The organism is Agrobacterium sp. LAD9, assembly GCF_003031125.1.
Lineage (GTDB): Bacteria > Pseudomonadota > Alphaproteobacteria > Rhizobiales > Rhizobiaceae > Agrobacterium > Agrobacterium radiobacter.
In genome coordinates, this window is record NZ_PHGS01000014.1 from 50430 (window position 1) to 70370 (window position 19941).

At 56.2% G+C, this 19941-nt stretch carries 17 protein-coding genes; 5 read left to right on the forward strand and 12 right to left on the reverse strand.

Translation table 11 applies throughout. The features are described 5' to 3' along the window. Window positions 1-14 precede the first annotated feature (14 nt). Entirely contained in the window at window positions 15-776 is a 762-nt protein-coding gene (locus DA915_RS15475) for an SDR family NAD(P)-dependent oxidoreductase (RefSeq protein ID WP_107676490.1), read from the reverse strand. A 141-nt stretch (window positions 777-917) separates the two neighbouring features. Between DA915_RS15475 and DA915_RS15480 the strand changes: the two genes are divergently transcribed. Continuing rightward, complete coding sequence (locus DA915_RS15480; RefSeq protein WP_107676491.1) at window positions 918-1784, forward strand: LysR substrate-binding domain-containing protein; 867 nt, start codon at window positions 918-920, stop codon at window positions 1782-1784. 670 nt (window positions 1785-2454) lie between these two features. Here DA915_RS15480 and DA915_RS15485 read toward each other — a convergent pair. From DA915_RS15485 to DA915_RS15530, 10 genes are all read right to left on the reverse strand, one after another. Then, window positions 2455-2712: a hypothetical protein gene (locus DA915_RS15485; protein ID WP_107676492.1), complete on the reverse strand. Its 258-nt coding sequence runs from the start codon at window positions 2710-2712 to the stop codon at window positions 2455-2457. 276 nt (window positions 2713-2988) lie between these two features. Next, window positions 2989-3933 carry an SMP-30/gluconolactonase/LRE family protein gene (locus DA915_RS15490; protein WP_107676493.1) on the reverse strand — a complete coding sequence of 315 codons (945 nt, stop codon included), beginning with the start codon at window positions 3931-3933 and terminating at the stop codon, window positions 2989-2991. A 56-nt stretch (window positions 3934-3989) separates the two neighbouring features. Further along, the gene (locus tag DA915_RS15495) at window positions 3990-5075 is read right to left on the reverse strand and encodes a sugar ABC transporter substrate-binding protein (protein ID WP_244600738.1); all 1086 of its coding nucleotides are present in this window, start codon (window positions 5073-5075) and stop codon (window positions 3990-3992) included. A 34-nt stretch (window positions 5076-5109) separates the two neighbouring features. Continuing rightward, window positions 5110-6624, reverse strand: a complete 1515-nt coding sequence (locus DA915_RS15500) for a sugar ABC transporter ATP-binding protein (RefSeq protein WP_107676494.1) — start codon at window positions 6622-6624, stop codon at window positions 5110-5112. Between the two features lie 12 nt (window positions 6625-6636). Continuing rightward, complete coding sequence (locus tag DA915_RS15505) at window positions 6637-7554, reverse strand: ABC transporter permease (protein ID WP_244600739.1); 918 nt, start codon at window positions 7552-7554, stop codon at window positions 6637-6639. 271 nt (window positions 7555-7825) lie between these two features. Further along, window positions 7826-8152, reverse strand: coding sequence for an NIPSNAP family protein (locus DA915_RS15510; RefSeq protein WP_107676496.1), 327 nt, complete (start codon window positions 8150-8152; stop codon window positions 7826-7828). Further along, window positions 8149-9474, reverse strand: a complete 1326-nt coding sequence (locus DA915_RS15515; protein WP_107676497.1) for an NAD(P)H-dependent oxidoreductase — start codon at window positions 9472-9474, stop codon at window positions 8149-8151. The genes DA915_RS15510 and DA915_RS15515 overlap by 4 nt, the downstream gene beginning before the upstream one ends. Before the next feature lie 23 nt (window positions 9475-9497). Then, the gene (locus DA915_RS15520; protein WP_107676498.1) at window positions 9498-10271 is read right to left on the reverse strand and encodes a hydroxypyruvate isomerase family protein; all 774 of its coding nucleotides are present in this window, start codon (window positions 10269-10271) and stop codon (window positions 9498-9500) included. A 54-nt stretch (window positions 10272-10325) separates the two neighbouring features. Further along, on the reverse strand, window positions 10326-10805 hold the full coding sequence (locus DA915_RS15525; RefSeq protein WP_202864247.1) for a cupin domain-containing protein: 480 nt from the start codon (window positions 10803-10805) through the stop codon (window positions 10326-10328). Then, a complete protein-coding gene (locus DA915_RS15530) occupies window positions 10786-11475 on the reverse strand; it encodes a GntR family transcriptional regulator (RefSeq protein ID WP_107676500.1) in 690 nt (229 codons plus the stop codon). Before DA915_RS15530 ends, DA915_RS15525 begins: the two co-directional genes overlap by 20 nt. A 148-nt stretch (window positions 11476-11623) precedes the next feature. Here DA915_RS15530 and lhgO point away from each other — a divergent pair, with 148 nt between their 5' ends. From lhgO to DA915_RS15550, 4 genes are all read left to right on the forward strand, one after another. Then, window positions 11624-12814, forward strand: coding sequence for an L-2-hydroxyglutarate oxidase (lhgO, locus tag DA915_RS15535; RefSeq protein WP_202864248.1), 1191 nt, complete (start codon window positions 11624-11626; stop codon window positions 12812-12814). Window positions 12815-12872: 58 nt separating this feature from the next. Further along, window positions 12873-14519: a GMC family oxidoreductase gene (locus DA915_RS15540; protein WP_107676501.1), complete on the forward strand. Its 1647-nt coding sequence runs from the start codon at window positions 12873-12875 to the stop codon at window positions 14517-14519. 38 nt (window positions 14520-14557) lie between these two features. After that, window positions 14558-15994 carry an NAD-dependent succinate-semialdehyde dehydrogenase gene (locus DA915_RS15545; protein ID WP_107676502.1) on the forward strand — a complete coding sequence of 479 codons (1437 nt, stop codon included), beginning with the start codon at window positions 14558-14560 and terminating at the stop codon, window positions 15992-15994. Between the two features lie 64 nt (window positions 15995-16058). After that, on the forward strand, window positions 16059-17255 hold the full coding sequence (locus tag DA915_RS15550) for a DUF3422 domain-containing protein (RefSeq protein WP_107676625.1): 1197 nt from the start codon (window positions 16059-16061) through the stop codon (window positions 17253-17255). A 176-nt stretch (window positions 17256-17431) separates the two neighbouring features. Here DA915_RS15550 and DA915_RS15555 read toward each other — a convergent pair whose 3' ends face one another. Further along, window positions 17432-19933, reverse strand: coding sequence for a branched-chain amino acid ABC transporter ATP-binding protein/permease (locus DA915_RS15555; RefSeq protein ID WP_107676503.1), 2502 nt, complete (start codon window positions 19931-19933; stop codon window positions 17432-17434). Between the last annotated feature and the right edge of the window lie 8 nt (window positions 19934-19941).

Here is a 19941-nt window from a genome sequence, read left to right on the forward strand (position 1 = left end):
CCTAATTTTGACGGTCAATGGATCAGCATGCCGCCATTGACGTCGATCACGGCTCCGGTGACATAGGCGGAGAGATCCGATGCAAGGAACAGATAAATATTCGCCACATCGCGCGCCTCGCCCAGGCGGCTGAGGGGAATTCCCCTGATGATCTCGGCACGCGCATCGTCGCTGAGCTTGCCCGCGGTGATGTCGGTCTGGATCAGACCTGGCGTCACCGAATTGACCCGGATGCCGGCAGGACCGAACTCGCGCGCCATAGCCTTGGCGAGCCCGAGCACACCGGCCTTCGCGGCCGAATAATGCGGGCCGCCGAAGATCCCGCCGCCGCGCTGCGCCGACACCGAGGACATGCAGGCAATCGATCCGCCGCCGTTTTGGCGCATGTTCGGAATGAAGGCCTGGCTGAGAAAGAGAACGCCCGTCATGTTGACGTCGACGATGCGATGCCAGTCGGACTCGCTAATTTCGAGCGTCTTCACGGGCTGCGTGATGCCCGCGTTGTTGATCAGCACATTCACCGAGCCGAAGGCGGTCACGACGGCAGCCGCGGCAGCCTGACAGGAAGCCCGGTCGGATACGTTGCAGCCAAGCCCGATGTGGGGAACCTGCCCGGGCGTCGGAAGCTCGGCCGCAGCCTCGTCGGCAGCCCCGGCATCGATATCGAGGATCGCGACCCTGGCGCCGTGCTGAGCGAATAGTTCGGCCGTGGAGCGGCCAATGCCACGCTTGCTCGCCGCGCCCGATATGACCGCAGTCTTTCCCTGCAATAGCATAAAATCTCCTCCCGATGCTCTCCCGGCATCTGGCAATTTCCGTGAAGGGACGAGACATCCCTGGCCGAATTTGTGACCGAAGACCGCCGAGGCGACAAACGCGAAGTTTACAACGGTAGGTGAATCTGGTTCACTAATCCGATGCTGCACCTGACCTCCCTTTCTACGATGCGGATATTTGAATCGGCCGCCCGCCTCGGCTCGTTCCGGGCCGCAGCGGAGGAGCTGAATCTCTCTCCAAGTGCGATAAGTCATGCGATCTCCAAGCTGGAGCGAGATCTGGGCACCGCCCTGTTCGAACGAAACACGAGAAACGTCACATTGACCCTGGCGGGCCAGACGCTTCTCAACCACGCGTCCAACGCGTTCGAGGAATTGCGGCGGGGTGTTGAGATGATTTCATCCAACAAGACGCATTTGCTTCGTGTTCATTGCGCCCCCAGCTACGCAGCCAAGATTCTTTCGCCACGCCTCCCTGCGTTCCTGAAGGAAAATCCTGAGGTGGAGGTGCGGGTCGCGTCCAGCACCACCTATGCACGCTTCACCGACGGTCTCTTCGACGTGGATATCATTTACGGGGAACCGCATAACCGAGAGGATCTCATCGTGATTCCGCTTGCGGAAGAGATCGTGTCGCCTCTCTGCTCCCCGGAGATGGCTTCGTCGCTGAGGACCATCCGGGACATCTTCAGATTCCCACTGATCCGCAGCGATCTGAAGCGAATTCAATGGATCGACTGGTTCGAAGCGAACAACCTCGGAAGTCCTCCTGTGCCGACGATGAGCTTCGATCGGAGCTTTATGGCCCTGGACGCTGCAGCAAATGGTCTAGGCATCGCCCTGGAGTCTCATGTATTGGCGCGTCCTGATCTGGAGAGCAGACGGTTGGTCCCAACGTTTGCTGGAGCCTGTCGAGACAATCGCTACATCGGCCACTATCTTGCCTATCCGAAAACCGGAAGCCAAAGGAGATTGGCGAAGGTCTTTGCCGAGTGGCTGGCAAGATAGTTCATTTTTAGGGCAGTCGAGAAACGGGGTTCGACCGGATATCACGTTCCGGAAGTCGACACTCACAACTACGGCGAGACGCGACGATGACCGTGTCACGAACAGGAAGCTCTATACGGCGGGACAGGTTGGAGCAGGCAATGACGCCCTGCGCTTCCACAATGGTCCGTCAGAATTCCAACCAAATCAGCATGTGATGCACTATGCGATCTAGGCTCAAATCTCAAAGCATCAAAGGTATTGCCTTCGGCCTGCAACGATCCGTCGCTCGGCACAGATCCGCAAAGTAACAGGCTGGTTATACGCCGGGAGCCTTGCTGAGCGTCGGCCGGGAAGGGGTCGGTGAGTGGGAAGACGGGGTGCCAGCGCTGGCCTGATACCGCCCCCAACGCAAACGTGGACGATCGGATACGCATTGCAGACGCTTCGAGCCGAGGCGTCCATTGAAACTGCATCTCCGCTGCTATCATTTGGGTAGCCAAAGGAGATCGTGATGACTCATTCCATTCCAACGACAATGAAAGCGTGGCGGCTGAGCCGTCTTGGCGGCGAGCTCACATTCGACACCGTTCCGGTGCCCGAGGTTCGCCCGGGGCATTCTCGTGAAGTTCGAAGCCTCGACCCTCATGTCCTACATCAAGCCATATGTTGAGGGTAAGCTGCCGCCCTATCATGCACATGCGCCGGAAGGCGCATTCACGCCGGCCGGAAACTGCGTCGGCGTTACGTCCATCGGGCCCGACAGCGAGAAAATCCAGGCCGACTGGCCGAATATACGCTGCTGCCTGCTTCGGCGGTGGTTCCGGCCGATGGCTTCGACGACATCGCCGCGACGCAGCTCGGCGCGGCGGCCCGCTTTGTCGCGCCTTACGGCGGGCTGGTGCGCGGGCGCCTGGCGACCGGCGAGACGCTGATCGTCAAGACGCAACCGGTGCCTAGCCGCTTTGCCTTGCGAGAACACCTTGGGAAGCCAACGACGTTCACGGCGGCGAATTTATCGACCTCGGCCCGAACATCCGTGGGCAAGTCGACAAGTTGCGGGCCCATGGTGCCGCATAGGCACATGCGTTGTCATTGGCACAGGGCCGAGCGGAAGATCGCTCTACCGAGCATCCGCGGAGATCAGTCAAAGGGTGCTGACCTCCACGCTCGCCGTGAAGGAAAACGTAAACGCTTGACTCGTTAAGCGGAGTCCCTTTTCCGGTCAAATTTCGAAGGGTAGGTGAAAGCCCCCCTCCTCCCAATCTACCGCAACGAGCACACCGGTCCCTGAAAGGGTCACGAAGGCCGTTTTCAGGTCACTGCCGCCGAAGCAAAGATTGGTGGTGAAAGGGTCGCCGAACGCAACACGGCGTTTGACCTCCCCGGTTGACCTGATGACAACCACTTCACCGGTCATCGTAGCCGCAACATGGATGTTGCCCTCTGCATCCACCGCAAGGCTATCGAATCCTTGGTAACCAGGGAGACCGCAAATGCAACGCCCCCCATAAGGCGAGGGGAACGATTCCTTACGGACGACTCCGGGTTCAACGATATCGAAGGCAATGAGCCGCGAGGGTTCCATGTCAGCGACGTAGAGTATTTTCTCGTCCGGAGACAGGCCGATGCCATTTGGCGTCAGTACGGGAAATGCTATCTCGAAAATAGACGATCCGTCGGCCCGCGCATAGAAAACACCTCCGTGGTCGCGATCTTTTTCTCTGGTCTTGCCGAGATCGGTGAAATAGAAGCCGCCGGCGGAATCGAAGACGATATCGTTGGGTCCGCTCAAACGATGATCGCCGCAACGATCATAAAGGCGGATGACCTCACCCGTTTCTGGATCGACACGGTCGATGCTCCCGGTCGCATAGCTTGTCGCCTGGCCTGTCGGATGGAGAATGCCGTCACGCTCCTCCCATGTGAACCCGCCGTTGTTACACACATAAAATGCGCCGTCCGGACCAACGGCAAGCCCGTTGGGGCCGCCCGGCACCTTTGCGATAACGCTGACATGTCCGTTCATGTCGACCCGGCTCACCGTCTCGCGTTCGATTTCCACGATGGCAATCGAACCATCTTTCATCAGCGTGGGGCCTTCAGGAAATTTCAATCCCGTCGCGATAACCCGCCCAGGCACTTTGTCCACTGGTATCAGTACACTCATTCCCATCCTCCCGAGTAGAGTTAAGAAGGGCGGGTTGCCCTTCCCGAAAAGCAGCGTCAGCCGCCATATTGCTTGAGGATCGCAATCGCGTCGGCATCGTCCTTGCGAAGCTTCGCCAGTGTCTCTGCTGCCTGGTCGCGTGTGATGGCACGAACCGGCGTTCGGAAAACGTCGTTAGGGACGTTTTCTCCACGGCCCAACGCCAATGCTAACTGAGCGGTTTTTTCACCGACAATGTCCCAGGGAGTATCCGTGCTGAATGCGATCGGAGTTTCCGGACGAGCCATTTCCTCCAGCAGTTGCTCAGAGAAATAGTGATTGGCAATCATGATATTGGTGCGGTTCATCTGGTTCAAACCCTGAACCGCACCGATGGACAGGGGCCACCACCAGGAGATAATGGCATTGATGCTTGCAGGGTCCGGGTTTGCCTGCAAAAGCGACAGGACGTTTTCGCGCCCTTTCGATATCTGGTCGCTGCCGGACGTGCTGCCCGACATGAACGGGAGAACCTTCATGCGCGGCTCGAAGCTGGTCATCATCTCGAGTTGGGCTGCTTCCATATCGAACGGTTGGAAAAAGCCCTTATCCTCGGCGGTTTGAACGATATTGCCCTGTCGTTTCAGCGCATTCTGCACAAAATAGCCAAGCGCGGTGGCCAAGCCCCATGTGTCTTCGACAACAGACGGAGAATCTTTCACGGTCACCTGAAATCCAACCGTCTTGATGCCGCGGCGATGAGCGTCCTCGGCGATGTAAGCGGTCTCGGACTCTGTCGCGTAATTGCCCATGCAAAGCACGTCGATTCCACGATCGAGAAGCTGGCGCATAGCGTCGAGTTCGCTCTGTTTTGTCGGCTCGCCGCGAATGGTGACCACTTCGCCGCCATTATCGAGAACGGTCTTTACCATCGTACCCATGCCGCGCCGCCAAGGCTGGTTGAACGGGCCGTAGGTCAGAGGAATGCCGACTTTCACCTTCTTCCCGCCGCTAGATACCGGAATGTTTTCCGCACTGGCGATCGACGCGACACCGGCACCTGCGGCAAGCACTGCGCCACCCAGTGCCAACGACTGTATCAACGAACGCCGGCTGAATTCAACGTGTTCAAAAATCTCTTGAATATGTGGAATCTTCGTCATGCTACACACCTCCTCTGTGTTTATTTTATAGTTGTTATGCGATCGCTTTCCTGATGGCCTGCCCGGACATGACAAGCGAGAGCACCTGATCGTAGGTGCAGTCACGCGTCGGCCCTTCAAAAATCCTCTGCCCTTTGCGGATAACCATCGTGGTTTCGCTCAGGGACAGAATTTCGTTGAGCGAGGACGATATGACGATGATTGCAGCCCCATGCTCCGAGAGCCCCAGAATCGTCGCATAAATCTCCGGGATTGCTCCGACGTCCACACCGGAAGTCGGCTCGACGAAGATATAAATACCGGATTTCGACGACATCCATTTCCCGATCACGGCCTTCTGCTGATTGCCGCCGGACAAGAACTTCATTGTGCGTTCGGGCACGCGCGGATTGATATTGAGCTGGTTCATGGTTGCCTGTGCAAACGCCAGTTTGTGACCTGACCGGACCCAGGAAAGGCGACCGAAACGCCTTAGCACCGGCATCGCGATGTTATCCGCGACGCTCAGGTTCGGAAACAGCGCCTGCTTGCGGCGATCTTCCGGGATGAGAGCGATGCCGCTCTGTTGTGCAAGAGCGGGCGAACCAAGTTTACGTAGAGCGCCCGAGACCAGAACCTCGCCAGCATAGCCGGTCAATCCGCCCAGAATTTTTTCGACCTGCTCCATGCCCCCGCCGACAGGACCGGTGATGCCCAGCACTTCTCCAGCACGAATGGAAAAAGACAGAGACGACAATCGCGCATTGGATAGATTCCGAACCTCGAGAGCGACAGTTTGCCGGGCCAGTCCTTTGTTTCGAACTTCCAGATTTTTCTTCGACCGATCCACCATGAGTTCGGTCACACGCTCTTCGGTAATCTCTGATCGACCGAGTGTCGCAGAAACTCTCCCGCCACGAAGGATTGTGGCGCGGTCGCAGATTTTTTTCACCTCGTCCAACCTGTGTGAAATGTAGACGATCGTGATGCCTTGCGCCTTGAACCGCTCAATCAGCGTAAACAGAAGATCGACCTCGTTACCAGAAAGCCGCGCTGTAGGTTCATCAAGAATAATGAGTTTGTATCGCCGGTGAAAAAGCATCGCCAGCGTGACGAGCTGCATCTGGGCGGCGGTCAGATTGCGCGCCATCTCGTGAACATCCAGATCAAGACCGATCGTATCGACGATCTCCTGTGCCTTGCGGAATATGCCGGGGCGATCGATGAACACCCCGCCCGGCTCGTTGCCGAGCAGGATGTTTTCGGCAACGGTCAGACCGGTGACCATTTCCGCATCCTGATAGACCGCGCCCAGACCATATCCGTGGGCATCAATGGGGCCGCGAATGGACGCCACCTCCCCGTCGACCATGATTGTTCCGGCTGTCTGGGAATAAATGCCCGTCAAGATTTTGATAAGCGTCGATTTTCCAGCTCCGTTTTCGCCCAGAAGGCCGTGCACTTCAGCTCTTTCGAAACTTAGATCGACACCTTTTAGAACTGGAACTCCGCTGAAGTCCTTGGTCAATTGCCGAATTTCGACAATCGCGTTGCTCTGCGTTGCAGACATCACAGTGCTCCCTCAGATAAACTTGAGATGGATTTCTTCACGGTTGAGAAGAGCGTTGGCACCGACCGCCAGGATCAGAATCAGGCCGTTGGCAAGCTGGCGCGTTGCGAAGGGTATGCCCAGCATATTCATGCCGGCGCTCAGCATGTAGAGGAAGAAAACGCCGATCAAAGTTCCAAGAATGTGAGGTTTGCCCTTTCCGTAAATCGTCGCGCCCAGATAGACTGCTGCAAAGGATTCAAGCAGATATCCTTGTCCACCGACAGGCTGTGCCGAGGAGGAGATCGACGTGAGCAAAACACCGCCCATACCGGCAAAAACAGCAGACAGAATGAAGGCGGTGATGATCCAGAAATAGACCTTGATACCGGAATAATAAGCCGCCATCGGATTGTCGCCCACTGCAGTGATGTAATATCCCGCGCGCGTCTTCGTCGCCAGCAGATGGCCGAAGGCTGCGAGTATAAGCATGATGATGACGGGAAAAGCGATCCAGCCCACTCGACCCTGACCGATGAACCGGAAAGCAGTCTCACTGTAATCGACGGCGACTTGATAGCCGCCCGTTATGAACAAATTCATTCCACCGAGAACGAAGCTTACTCCGAGTGTGACAACGATGCCGGAAAGACGCCCGTAGGTAACGAGCAGGCCGTTTATAAGACCGATCAGACCGCTGACCAGAAGTGCCACAAGGATTGCCGCCGCCGGACCTGCAATCGGGATCATCAACGCAGTCACGATCGAGGCTGTGGTAACGGTCAGACCGATAGACAGATCGAAACTGCCCGCGACCACCACATAGGTGAGACCGATGGAGACGAGCGCGCTCACGATCATCGAAAACAGGATATTGTTGAAGTTTGCCACCGTGAAAAACCACGGGGACATGAACGAGAAAATGATGGCGACGGCGATGATAACGGTCAACGTGCCCCATTTTCTCAGGAACCGCAGGATTAATCTTTCCTGAGATTTTTGATCATGTCTTTTCGGGGCCGTATTCGCGCCAGACTTATCCGATGCCGTAACGATCGACATATTATTCCTCCGCTTATTTTGGAGAATTCTGGCCCTATGCACCTCGTTTCACGACGAAGCTCACCTCCAGTGGACCGTGGAAATCTCCCTTAATAAGATATATGTCCGCAATATTGTCAACAATAATTTCCGACAATATTGCGGACAATAATCTCTCGCTTTATCGCAGTGCTGAAAACCGGGTGGGCTCCAGCATCATATTGGTGATGGATGTGACGATAGGACCTTCACGCTCGCTTTCCTTTCGCTTGGCGGTCCAGTCCGGATCCGCCATGAAAGCATTCCAGACCTTCTGACGATGATCCATGCTGTCCCACGCGAGAATGTAATGCAGATCATGATTGGAAGGGCCAACCGCAACTGTCCAGAAGCCGACCTGCCGAATACCGTAGGTATCCCAGAATGTCAGCGTTGTTTCCTCGAACCGCTTAAGCAGATCCGGCAGCTTGCCCGGAGCGCAGTGATAAATCCGCATCTCGTAAATCACGATGCAATCTCCTTGGAAACGCTGAATTCCAGCTCCATCGCTCGGCGGAATTTATAAGTTTCATCGGCCTCGTCGATTTCCACATCATCCCATGTCAAGGCGGCGCCTTTTGCCACGGGCCGGGTTAGTTTGAGATGGCTTGCCAGCCCGATCGGCAGGCCGCCGATACTGAGACTGTCTGCGGCGGGCATAAGGCGCCCCCAAACCATAAAGCCACCTTCCCCATCGAGAACATCTCCCGGCCGGAGATCTTTTTTCGCCGTGGCCACGACATCGGCGACGAAAGCAGTGGGTTTACCCGTTGCTTCACCGCGGAAAAAGGCAGCGAAAATCGAAACGTTCAGTTCCAGTCCGATAAGGTGGAAAGGACGGTGGAGCGCGGCATATTCGCCACTCTTGTCGGTCGTAACGCCATATTCCTTGAAGCAGCGCTTTGTGTATTCATTGGGGGCCTTGAAGACCACGTAGACACCCCATCGGATGTTGTTAGGTATCACCGACCCGTCGCGATAGACGCTAGAAACAACCTCCACCTGACCGTGGTGGTGCAAGCCTCCCTCATGGCTGCCGACCTGTAGGGTCTCCGCCAGCTCCTCGGCAGAGCAAGGCGGGAAGAACAGCCCCTCCGGCGAAGGACGCAGCCCGGTCGCATTGGAGACAGCCGCCATTTCGATGCCGGATTTCGTACCGTCGATGAAAGAATTGAACATCTGGGCGTTCATGCCGCCCTTCTTGGCATCCTCTACCGCGACCCCCCGATTGGCCCAAACTGTGTCCGGTGTGGATTCGTGGAACGACGGAAGATAGCGCGTGCCTTTGCCAGCCGCCGCGATGTCAAATCCGCAGCTGCGTGCCCAGTCAACCATTTCGCATATGAGTGCCGGCTGATCGCCGTAGGCAAGCGAGTAAACCACGCCTTTGTCGTCGGCAAGCTTTGCCAGTAGCGGCCCCGCAAGCACATCCGCTTCGACATTGACCATCACAATGTGTTTGCCAGCGGCGATTGCCTTGCGGGCATGATAAACTCCGGCCGCCGGGTTGCCTGTAGCCTCGACCACGACGTCGATCTCATCAAGCGACGGCAGGTTATCCCAGCCTTCGACAAATGCGGTTCGAGCGATATCGTCCTCGTCCCATCCCACATTTCTGCAGGCCGTCTTCGCGCGCTCTGGCGAAAGATCTACGATGCAGACCACATCGATGCCTTCCGTCGTCGGCACCTGAGACAGGAACATCGATCCAAACTTGCCGGCACCAATCAGGCAGACACGCACAGGTGCGCCATTGGCAGCCGCATTGCGGGCCATTGCGGATAAATTCACGATATATTCCTCTGTTCTGAAAGTTAAGGGTTTCGCATCAGGGTCCGTAGACCGTAGCGGTCTATCCAAGCGAGACCTGCCACTGTTTTTTCAGCGGGCCGGTACTCACAGCCAACCCAGCCGGAATAGTCAGTTGCTTTGAGGCAGTCGAAAATTGCCTCAAAATCGAGCTCCCCGCTACCCGGTTCGGACCGCCTTGGCGTATCGGCAACCTGCACGTGCGCCACAAGTGGACGCAATGTCACAAATGTCTCGATCTCGTTTTCACCGGACCGGCGACAATGATAGAAGTCAAACTGAAGCCGAACGAATGGCGAATTCACACGTTGAACGATATCGGCCGCCTGTCTCTGCGTACTGATATAGTAGCCCGGAACGTCACGGGAATTGAGTGCTTCAAGAGTAAGCGTCAGTCCGGCTGACCTCGCCAGCCCGGCAGCCCATGACAGATTCTCCAGCAGAATGTCTTCAACCGCTTCGCGAGGCAAATCGGGATCTGGAACTCCGGTGAGCAGATGCACAAAACGGACGCCCAGCGGAAGAGCATAACTCAGCGCCTCATCCACACTTCGGCGAAACTCGTCTTGCCGTCCGGCGAGGCACGCTAAACCCTTCTCGTTTCTAGTTGGTTCGCCCACGGGCGAATTTACCAAAATCAGGTCGAGATTGTTGTCGTCCAACTGCTGCCTGATCTCGCTGATATCCAGACCGTAAGGGTAAAGGAGTTCAACCGCCCCAAACCCTGCCTGGCGTGCCGCAGCAAACCTTTCCATGAAGCCGTACTCTGTAAACATCATGGAAACGTTCGCGCACAGGCCAAACGGCCGCCCTCCTCCCGCGCGCCGCTCCACTTATTTCGGAGCCTCACCCATGAGGTCTTTGGCAGACAGGTGTTCCACCTCTTCATCACTTCCGGCGAAGGTTCGCGTTACTTTTGCCGAGCTGTAGATCCACAAGATCCGCATGGGCGCATCGCCAGTGTTGCGGAAAGCATGAACCAGACCCGCAGGGATATAAGTGCTGTCGTAGGGGACCAGCGGAGTGATCTTTCCATCAACTTCGACCTCTCCAATCCCTTCGAGTAACGTCACTTGCTCATCGCAGTTGTGGATATGAAGTGGCGCTCCTCGGCCTTTGGGATAGACACTCATACCGGTGGTAAAAAGCGCACCGGGCGAACTCATGTGCGTCACCAGTGGCGTCGTCTCTATTCCGCTTCCGCGCTGGATGCGCTTGATATCGTCCACCTTTAGAATGGTAACATTAGCTCCCATGTTTTCCTCCAGATATTCAAGATAAGATGTGTGGTTTTCAGCGACCCCAACCGCCATGGGCTGCCCGGAAGGCATCAAGCGCCGGCTGCATGTGCGCTATGCACAAGCGCGTAAACTCTGCCCTGTCGCCAGCCTGCAATGCATCGATCATGGCCGTGTGCTCGTCGATCGAATTTCTCGCCAGGTTAGGCAGACCTATAGCGTAACAGTGGATTGATGCGGTCTTTTGCCAGTAATTTTCAATATCGGCGGCAAGAAAGCGGTTCCCGCAAGCTCCAAACAGCGTGGCATGGAACTTGTCGTTTTCAGATGCCGCACCGGCAAGGTCTCCAGCTTCGATACAGCGCAAATAGCCGTCGTTGATTTCCTTCAATCTGGAAACGAGATCTTCGCTTCCTGGCATGGGAATGCGCTGGGCAGCAGCTGTCTGAAGAAGTGTGCGCATTGCATACAGCTCGTCCACCTCATCGACACCGTAATCCGAGATTACGACGCCGCGATTAGGACGCTGCTGCACAAGGCCAAGCCGCGCAAGATCGTCAAGCGCTGCGCGTATGACGTAACGTCCCACGCCAAACCGCTCCGTGAGCTCACCTTCCAGCAATCGCTCACGCGGACGAAGTCGCCCAAAGATAATATCAAGCCGCAGAGCTTCGAACACGTCTTCCCGTCCGACGTCAGCCTCGTTCGAGTTTTTCATTTCTCTCATGTCTGGCCCATCTTTCATGTCAGTTTCCAATCAATAATGACAGCCAACATCTATGTCAATTATTTTGTTGACATTGATGTTGGCGTTATCCATTTTCACTTCATCGGAACGGGATCGTGCCGATTTCCTACTCAATAACTTAGAATATTGTCTCCGGGGAGTTACCGTGACTGTTTTCGATTTCTGCGTGATTGGAGGTGGCATCGTCGGGTTGGCGACAGCCCATGAACTTCTAACTCGTACCAATGGTGCCAAAGTCATCGTTATTGAAAAGGAAACCGCGCTGGGATCCCACCAGACCGGACACAATAGCGGCGTGATTCATGCCGGCGTCTACTACAAGACTGGCAGCCTGAAGGCGCAACTATGCGTTCAGGGCGCCAAGGCCACCAAGGATTTCTGTCTCGAGTACGGTATTCCGTTTGCAACACCAGGAAAACTGATCGTCGCCACGGACAAGCTCGAGCTGGAGAGGATGAGAGCGTTGAAAATAAACGCTGAAGGGAACGGAACGGTGGTGGAGGAACTCGACACCGTCGCTCTCAGACAATGCGAGCCTGAGATTGCGGGCGTTGCGGCTCTAAGGGTCAAATCGAGCGGTATCGTCGACTACCAGAAAATCTGCATTCAGCTTAGCAATTTAATCAGGCAGGCAGGTGGAGAGATAGTTTTTGGCGACGAGGTGACCGCCCTTAGAGAAACCTCTGACGAAGTGGAAGTCGTTTGCCGCAACAAAACCTATCGCTCGCGAAAAGTCATCGCCTGTGCCGGGTTACAAGCAGACAGGATCGCGCGGCTGTCTGGCGTAGGCGGCAGTTTCCGTATCGTCCCCTTTCGCGGTGAATACTATAAAGTCCGGGAGGAAAAGAAGATCGGTGTCACCCACATGATCTATCCCGTTCCAGACCCCGCATTACCTTTTCTCGGCATTCACCTGACGCCCACCATCCATGGCGAAATGACGGTAGGACCGAACGCCGTTCTGGGCTTTTCAAGAGAAGGGTACCAAAAGCTATCCTTCAACCTTCGCGATGCACTCTCGATAGCATCTTTCAGCGGATTCTGGGGCGTGGCGCGCAAGAACTGGCGAACAGGGCTGGAAGAATTCAGCAACTCCATCTCCAAGGCGAAGTACATGCAAAAATGTCAGAAATATTATCCAGATCTCGTGTTGGAAGATCTGGTCCCCTATCGCGCAGGCATTCGCGCGCAGGCAATCACCGCGAAGGGCGATCTCCTTCATGACTTTTTGTTTCTCAACACGAAACGGACGCTGCATGTGGGTAACGCTCCCTCCCCCGCAGCAACTTCGGCTATTCCGATTGCCCGAATGATCGCCGAGCGAATTACCAACTGAGATATAATGCCGGGAAGAATCCCTTCGGTACGGCATAGACAGCAGAGGAGGAAGAGCGATGACAGCCGAGGCAGCGCAAGAATCGTTCGATTACATTATCATTGGTGGAGGATCGGCGGGATCGTTGCTGGCGGAGCGGCTTTCGGAGGATGGTCGCTCTCGAGTGTGTGTGCTGGAATCCGGCCCGACGGACTGGCATCCTTTTGTCAGCATCCCGGCAGGATACATAAAGATCCTTTTCGACCCCAAGATGACATGGGGGTTTCCGACCGAAGCAAGCGCCGGGACCAACAGCCGCTCGATCGTTCTTCCGCAGGGACGTATGCTTGGCGGGTCAAGCAGCATAAATGGTATGGTCTATAGCCGCGGGCAACCGGGTGACTTTGACGAATGGGCAAGGCGCGGGAATGCAGGATGGGGCTATGATGACATACTGCCCTACTTCAAGCGCACCGAGAGACGTATCGGCGATGGTGATGACAGGTATCGAGGTCGTACGGGAGCGTTGCCGGTTACCGACCTGGATGGCGACTATCCATTGTGCGAAATTTTTGCAGACGGGGCGGAAACGCTGGGTTTACCACGCAACCGCGACTACAATGGCGCAACACAGTTTGGCACCGGATATTCGCAGCGTGTCATTTACCGCGGCAGGCGCGTCAATGCCGCAACCGCTTTCCTCAAGAAAGCTCGCAAACGGCCAAACGTCGAAATCCGCACGCACACCCATGTCACACGTATTCTTTTAACCGGTAAACGCGCAACGGGCGTCCGGTATCTGAAAGGTGGCGAGGGAGGGCAGCCTGTGGATATCCACGCCACACGCGAAATCATTCTCAGCGCCGGAGCGATCAACTCCCCGAAAGTTCTGCAACTTTCGGGCATTGGCGATGCAGGATTGCTGAACGGCCTCGGCATTTCCGTCACGCATGACCTGCCGGGTGTTGGCGAAAACTTCCGTGATCACTATGCTGCGCGACTGGTCGCCCGCGTCAAGAATATCCCGACCCTCAACAGTCGTGCCAGAGGCATTCCGCTTGGCTTGGAAATCCTGAAATGGGCGCTGGGTCGGCCAAGCATCATTTCCGTCACGCCTGCAATGTTCTACGCCTTTGGCAAATCCTCGCCGGAACTCGATGCACCTGACATTCAATGCTCGTTTACGCCAGCGAGCTACAAAGAGGGTTATCTGGGCGTTCTCGAAGATTACCCCGGCGTTACCTGCGGGCCGTATCAACAGCGACCGGAAAGCCAGGGTTACGTTCGCATTCGCGCCACCGAGCCATTCGAAAAGCCTGTCGTTCAACCGAATTATCTCGCCGATCCTCTCGACCAAAGAGTAATCGTGGCCGGGATCAGGATTGCGCGAAAGCTTTTAACATCCCCCGCCATGCGGCCCTATTTCGACTGCGAGGAAATCCCTGGACCGGATTGCCAAACCGACGAGGAACTTCTGGATTTTGCCCGGAGCAAGGGATCGACCGCTTACCATCTGATCGGAACTTGCCGCATGGGCAAGGCCGATGACCATTTGGCCGTCGTAGACGATCAGTTGCGGGTGCATGGCATTTCTGGACTTCGGGTCGTCGACGCCTCCGTCATGCCGACAATGCCATCCGCCAATACCTACGCCAGCACCCTTATGATTGCGGAAAAAGCCGCCGACATGATCCGCGGACTCGCGCCGTTGTCCCCCGTTATCTAGTTCCAATCCGATTTCATGCCTATACAAAGGAAAAACCCGTGACCCACGTATACAACCAACCCTCTTTGTTCATCGACGGAGAGTGGATTGAAGGCGGCGACCGCGAACTCTCCGCTGTCGTCAACCCAACCGATGGCTCGGAGCTGGCACGTATGCCCAGAGCCACTGCCGCCGATCTCGACCGCGCACTGGAAAGCTCGCAAAAGGCCTACAAACTCTGGCGTCATGTGTCGGCCTACGACCGGGCAAAAATCCTCCGCAAAACGGCGGAACTCATCCGCGAGCGCCGCGACGATATCGCCGTACAGATGACGCTTGAGCAGGGCAAGGTTAATGCGGAGGCCCGAATGGAGGTCGATGCCGCAGCCGATTTCTTCGAATGGTATGCCGAAGAGGGCCGCCGCGCTTATGGCCGCATCATTCCGCCGAGGGTTAAAGGCGCGCGCCACATCGTCCTGCGTGAACCCGTGGGGCCTGTTGCGGCATTCTCTCCCTGGAATTTCCCGGCTGTTGCCCCTGCCCGCAAGATCGCGGCGGCTCTCGCCGCTGGCTGCACATGCATTGCAAAACCATCGGAAGAAACACCGAATACGGCTCTGGCGATTGCCCGCGCTCTGGCGGACGCCGGACTTCCCGCAGGCGTGCTCAACGTGGTGTTCGGAAACGCGGCGATGATTTCGGAAACATTGATCCGCTCGCCAATCATCAAGAAAGTAACGTTCACCGGCTCGACTGGCATTGGACGTCATATCGCGCATCTTGCCGCCGAGGGGGTAAAGAAAATCTCTCTGGAGCTTGGAGGGCATGCGCCGGTCATCGTCTTTAATGACGCGAACCCCAATGCGGTCGCACTATCGGTCGCTTCCAAAATTCGCAATGCGGGCCAGGTTTGCGTGTCTCCTACCCGATTTATCGTGCAGGAAGATCGATACAAGGAGTTTGCAGCAACGTTGTCCGAACGTATCGAAAGCATCAAGGTCGGCAATGGTCTTGACGAGAACACCCAGATGGGGCCGGTCGCCAACGATCGCCGCCTTCAGTCTATGGAGGATTTGGTGTCCGATGCGAGAGCGAAAGGCGGGAAAGTTGCGGCTGGCGGAAAGCGGATTGGCAATCAGGGCTACCATTTTTCCCCGACTGTCCTGACCGACCTCCCGGCCGATGCCAGAATTCTGTCCGAAGAGCCCTTTGGCCCCATCGCCACCGTCACACCGTTCAGGCATTTCGATGAAGCAATCGCGGAGGCTAACCGCCTTCCATTCGGCTTGGCCTCCTATGCGTTCACAAGCTCGGTTGCAACGGCCACAGATGTCGCGGACTCCATCGAGAGCGGCATGATCGGTATCAATAGCTTTGCAATCTCGATGGCTGAAACGCCGTTCGGAGGTGTAAAGGACAGCGGCTATGGATCAGAAGGCGGCCCGGAAGGGCTTGATGCCTATCTGACAACCAAATTCATCGCTCAGCACCCGTGAAGTGTCGGGTGGACGGCTTTCATATCCGCCCTCCCTGACAACTATTCGGCGCCCCCCGATGACCATGAAGCACGATTTCAATGCTGAACTCCATGCCAGGCCGTCGATCTATTTTGTCGGCCCGGCACTGGTGGAGCATATCGCCATAATGCCCGCGGCTCCATCAAGGCCATTGCCTTGTGTTATCCAGGAGCAGATTGCCGGAAGTCCCGACGTGCGGACCCAAGTGGAACATCACACCGAATTCGTGACCGTAACACGCGTTATCCAATTGGCTTCAGTACCTGAGACATGGCCCGAACTCACACTCACGGAACAGGAAACCCTGAAGATTATAGGGTTGGACAGCGGAACGCTTGTTAATCGTCTCGCGCTGCTGGTGTTGGAAAATGGACCGGCTGAACTGGGCATGACCCTGAAAGCCTTCGGTCTGGGCGATACGGCCGCATCCGAGGTCGGGAACGGAGACGCCAGAATTTGCTCCAACTTTCGTGTCCAGCCCGACAATTCCAGCCGTATTATTCTCTTCAACGCCCAACTCAACGCATACCGGTTGGGACGGATGGTAAGGCGTCTGTGCGAGATCGAAACCTACCGCGCGATGGCATTACTTGCGCTACCTGAGGCGCGGTTGCTTGGTCCCATGCTGGCGTCCTACGACACGCAGTTGACGGCGTTGGCCAATCACAATGCGACAGTCGGAAGCGATGGCCACCGCGCGCTGCTGGACGACATCTCGCGCCTCTCCGCACAAATCATCTCGGCCGCGGCCCGCACCCGCCATCGGTTCGGAGCAACGGCTGCATACGCCAAAATCGTGGAAGAGCGGATCAAGGAACTCCGAGAGAGCCATGTTCCCGGTTTTCAGAGATTTGGTATTTTCGTTGATCGCCGCTTCAAGCCGGCTATCAGGACCTGTGACGCAACAGCCCTGCGGCTGGATCAACTGTCCCACGCCACTATGCACCTCATCGATCTGCTCCAGACGAAAATCCAGGTCGAGGTCGAGTATCAGAATGCCGTCCAGATCAAAGCAATGGCTGAACGTGCTGCTGTTCAGCTGAAAATCCAGCGTGCTGTCGAGGGATTTTCGATTATTGCGATTACCTATTACATAATTGCCTTGTCAAAGGTCATAATCGAGGCGCTGGAACATGCAGGATTGCATCTCCATCCAATGGCGTTCCTGACTTTCATTCCCGTTGCCTTGTGCGCGGTTGCCCTTGCGATATTCCGTGTCAAAAAGGCTTTGAAAGACTGATACATATGCCGCTTGCAACCCTCGGACAGAGGTCGACTGAACACCTCTAAATCGTACGCGCCCAAGCAATCATCCTCATATCTGCCATCATACCGCTCGCTTGAAGCGGAGAAATCCCGCTCAGGGGTAACCTGACCGGGATTTCCTTTCAGCTTGTTTTCAGGGCGCTTCGTTGTTTACATCCACAACATCTTGCGGCGAAGGTCGATATCGTTGGCGATCTTGCTGGAGGCAACCTCATGCAACACACGGCCCATTTCCAGCACGATCGTTCTGTCCGACAAGGCAAGTGCCAGATCGAGATTATGATCGACGATCACGATCGACAACACGTCCCTTAGTTTGTCGAAGGTGATGAAGAGCTGCTCAACGACAGCAGGTGCAAGACCTTCAAAGGGCTCATCGAGCAGGAGGATGCGGGTATCGCCCGAAAGTGCACGCGCGACGGCGGCCATCTGCTGCTCCCCGCCGGACAGACGGTCAGCGGCCGTATCCAGACGTTCGCCAAGGCGCGGAAAATATTCGAGGATCTGTTCCATCGACCAGTGGTTCCCCTCACCCGTCTGACGGCGAATTCTGCCCAGTTCCAGATTTTCGCGGACAGTCATGCCAGCGAACAATCCGCGACCCTGCGGCACATAACCAACTCCTTTTCGCGAAATTTGCGCGGATGAAAGGCCCGCCAGTTCACTGCCAAGCAGGCGGATGGACCCCAAAGACGGTTTGACGATACCGGTCAGCGCCTTCAGCAGAGTGGACTTTCCAGCCCCGTTTCGGCCCAGCAATGCAAGGATTTCTCCTTTATGAACATCGAGCGAGATATCGTGCAGGATGTGGCTCTTGCCGTAATGAACATTGACCTTCTCGAACTGTAGCATCAGATCGGTTCCGGCCTGTCCCTGCCGGGAAAGGGCGGCCACCGCGGACGTTCCGGAGCCAATATAGATCTCCTGAACCTTCTTTGAACTCCGCGCGTCCTCAACGCTGCCATCCAGAAGTACCTGCCCCTCGGCCATCACGGTTACGTGGTCGGCAAGTTCGAAAACGCGATCAATATCGTGTTCCACGAGCAGGACGGGAATGTTTTGCGACACCTCCTTGATAAGATTGCCCACCCGTTCACGTTCGGCGACGGAAAGGCCTGCGAGCGGCTCGTCCGCCAGCAGTATGCGCGGTTCGGTTGCCAGCGCCAGTCCGAGATCCAGTAGGCGTTGCCCTCCATAGGACAGTGATCCCGCCGTTGCTTCCTCCATGCCTGCGAGGCCGACCCAGGTGAGAATCTCTCCGGTCTTGGCATTGACCTTCGATAGCCCATCGCGATCCGCAATCAGACCGAACCTTTCCTCACTGTGTGCCTGCACCGCAAGACGCATGTTTTCGAAGACGGATAGCTCTGGAAAAAGGTTTGTGATCTGGAACGAACGGCCAAGGCCCAAATGCGCGATTTGGTTAGGCGATTTGCCCGATATCTCCTGCCCCATCAAAAGCACCTTGCCTGCCGTGGCTGGTAAAATGCCGGTCAGCAAATTGAATGCCGTCGTCTTGCCCGCCCCATTGGGGCCAATGAGAGCATGGAGCGTTCGGTCCCGAACGGCGACGGAGACACCATCGACCGCCTTGAACCCTCCAAACTTCTTCACGATACTGTCTGCTTCAAGAACCGCACCCTCGGCAGTCGACTGCGGCTTTAGCCCGGCTGGAAGGGGATGTTTCTCCGCTCGCCGTCCGGCCATTGCAGCAACGCCATCCGGTTCGGGGAAAAATCGAGCCCGGACCTGCGCTCCTATACCGATGATCCCGCCCCGTGCCCCAAGCACGAAGGACAGAAAGATCGCGCCGAACCAGAAAAGCCAGTTTTCCGTATATATCGACAGATATTCCCTGAATATAATATAGAAACAGGCACCGATAGCTGGACCGAGAAACCCGCGCATCCCCCCGATGACGACCATTGCAAGCAACTCGCCAGAGAAAACGATAGACATCGGCTCGGCAGATGTGAAGCGATTCTGGTAAAGTAGCAGTACACCGGCAAGTCCAGTGATGCTTGCCGATATCACGAACGCGATCAGCTTGTAGCGGAACACGTCATAGCCGAGAGCTTGGGCGCGCCCTTCATTTTCACGGATGGCAACGAGAACAGATCCCACGGGGGAGCGGACAAACCGAAGCGCAAACGCCAGCCCCAGCCAGGCGATAACCGCCACGGCGATGTAATAGCTGCTGTTGCTTTCCAGAAAAGCCGGACGCTCGATTCCGCCAAGGCCGTTCTCTCCGCCCGTGACATCCGTCCACCGGTAGGCGAGTTGAAATGACATCGCCGACAATGCGAGCGTCATCAGAGAAAAGTAGACGCCTCTTCTGCGAAGCATCAGCGTGCCGACCAGCAGTGCGAGCAGTGCAGTGCACCCTACGGCGAGAACGGCGGACGCCAGCATGCTGCCGTTGTTCATCGACAAAGCTGCAAGGCCTGCAACATAAGCGGAAAGCCCGAACCATGCTCCATGGCCGAATGAGACCAGCCCGGTATACCCGGCCAGAATATTCAAGCCGGTTGCAGCAAGTGCGAAAATGACCAGTTCTGTGGCCGAATTGGTTCCGAGCCCGAGAAACTCCATGACAAAAGGCAGCACCAGGAGCATCGCCGCGAACGTAGCGAGAAGTTTGTTGTTGTGCATTGGAAAAT

Coding starts and splice junctions, on each gene's coding strand:
- DA915_RS15555 (WP_107676503.1), bottom strand. CDS start 19,933: ATGCACAACAACAAACTTCTCGCTACGTTCGCGGCGATGCTCCTGGTG.
- DA915_RS15500 (WP_107676494.1), bottom strand. CDS start 6,624: ATGTCTGCAACGCAGAGCAACGCGATTGTCGAAATTCGGCAATTGACC.
- DA915_RS15550 (WP_107676625.1), top strand. CDS start 16,059: ATGAAGCACGATTTCAATGCTGAACTCCATGCCAGGCCGTCGATCTAT.
- DA915_RS15480 (WP_107676491.1), top strand. CDS start 918: ATGCTGCACCTGACCTCCCTTTCTACGATGCGGATATTTGAATCGGCC.
- DA915_RS15475 (WP_107676490.1), bottom strand. CDS start 776: ATGCTATTGCAGGGAAAGACTGCGGTCATATCGGGCGCGGCGAGCAAG.
- DA915_RS15495 (WP_244600738.1), bottom strand. CDS start 5,075: ATGACGAAGATTCCACATATTCAAGAGATTTTTGAACACGTTGAATTC.
- DA915_RS15490 (WP_107676493.1), bottom strand. CDS start 3,933: ATGAGTGTACTGATACCAGTGGACAAAGTGCCTGGGCGGGTTATCGCG.
- DA915_RS15530 (WP_107676500.1), bottom strand. CDS start 11,475: ATGAAAGATGGGCCAGACATGAGAGAAATGAAAAACTCGAACGAGGCT.
- DA915_RS15520 (WP_107676498.1), bottom strand. CDS start 10,271: ATGATGTTTACAGAGTACGGCTTCATGGAAAGGTTTGCTGCGGCACGC.
- DA915_RS15540 (WP_107676501.1), top strand. CDS start 12,873: ATGACAGCCGAGGCAGCGCAAGAATCGTTCGATTACATTATCATTGGT.
- DA915_RS15525 (WP_202864247.1), bottom strand. CDS start 10,805: ATGGCGGTTGGGGTCGCTGAAAACCACACATCTTATCTTGAATATCTG.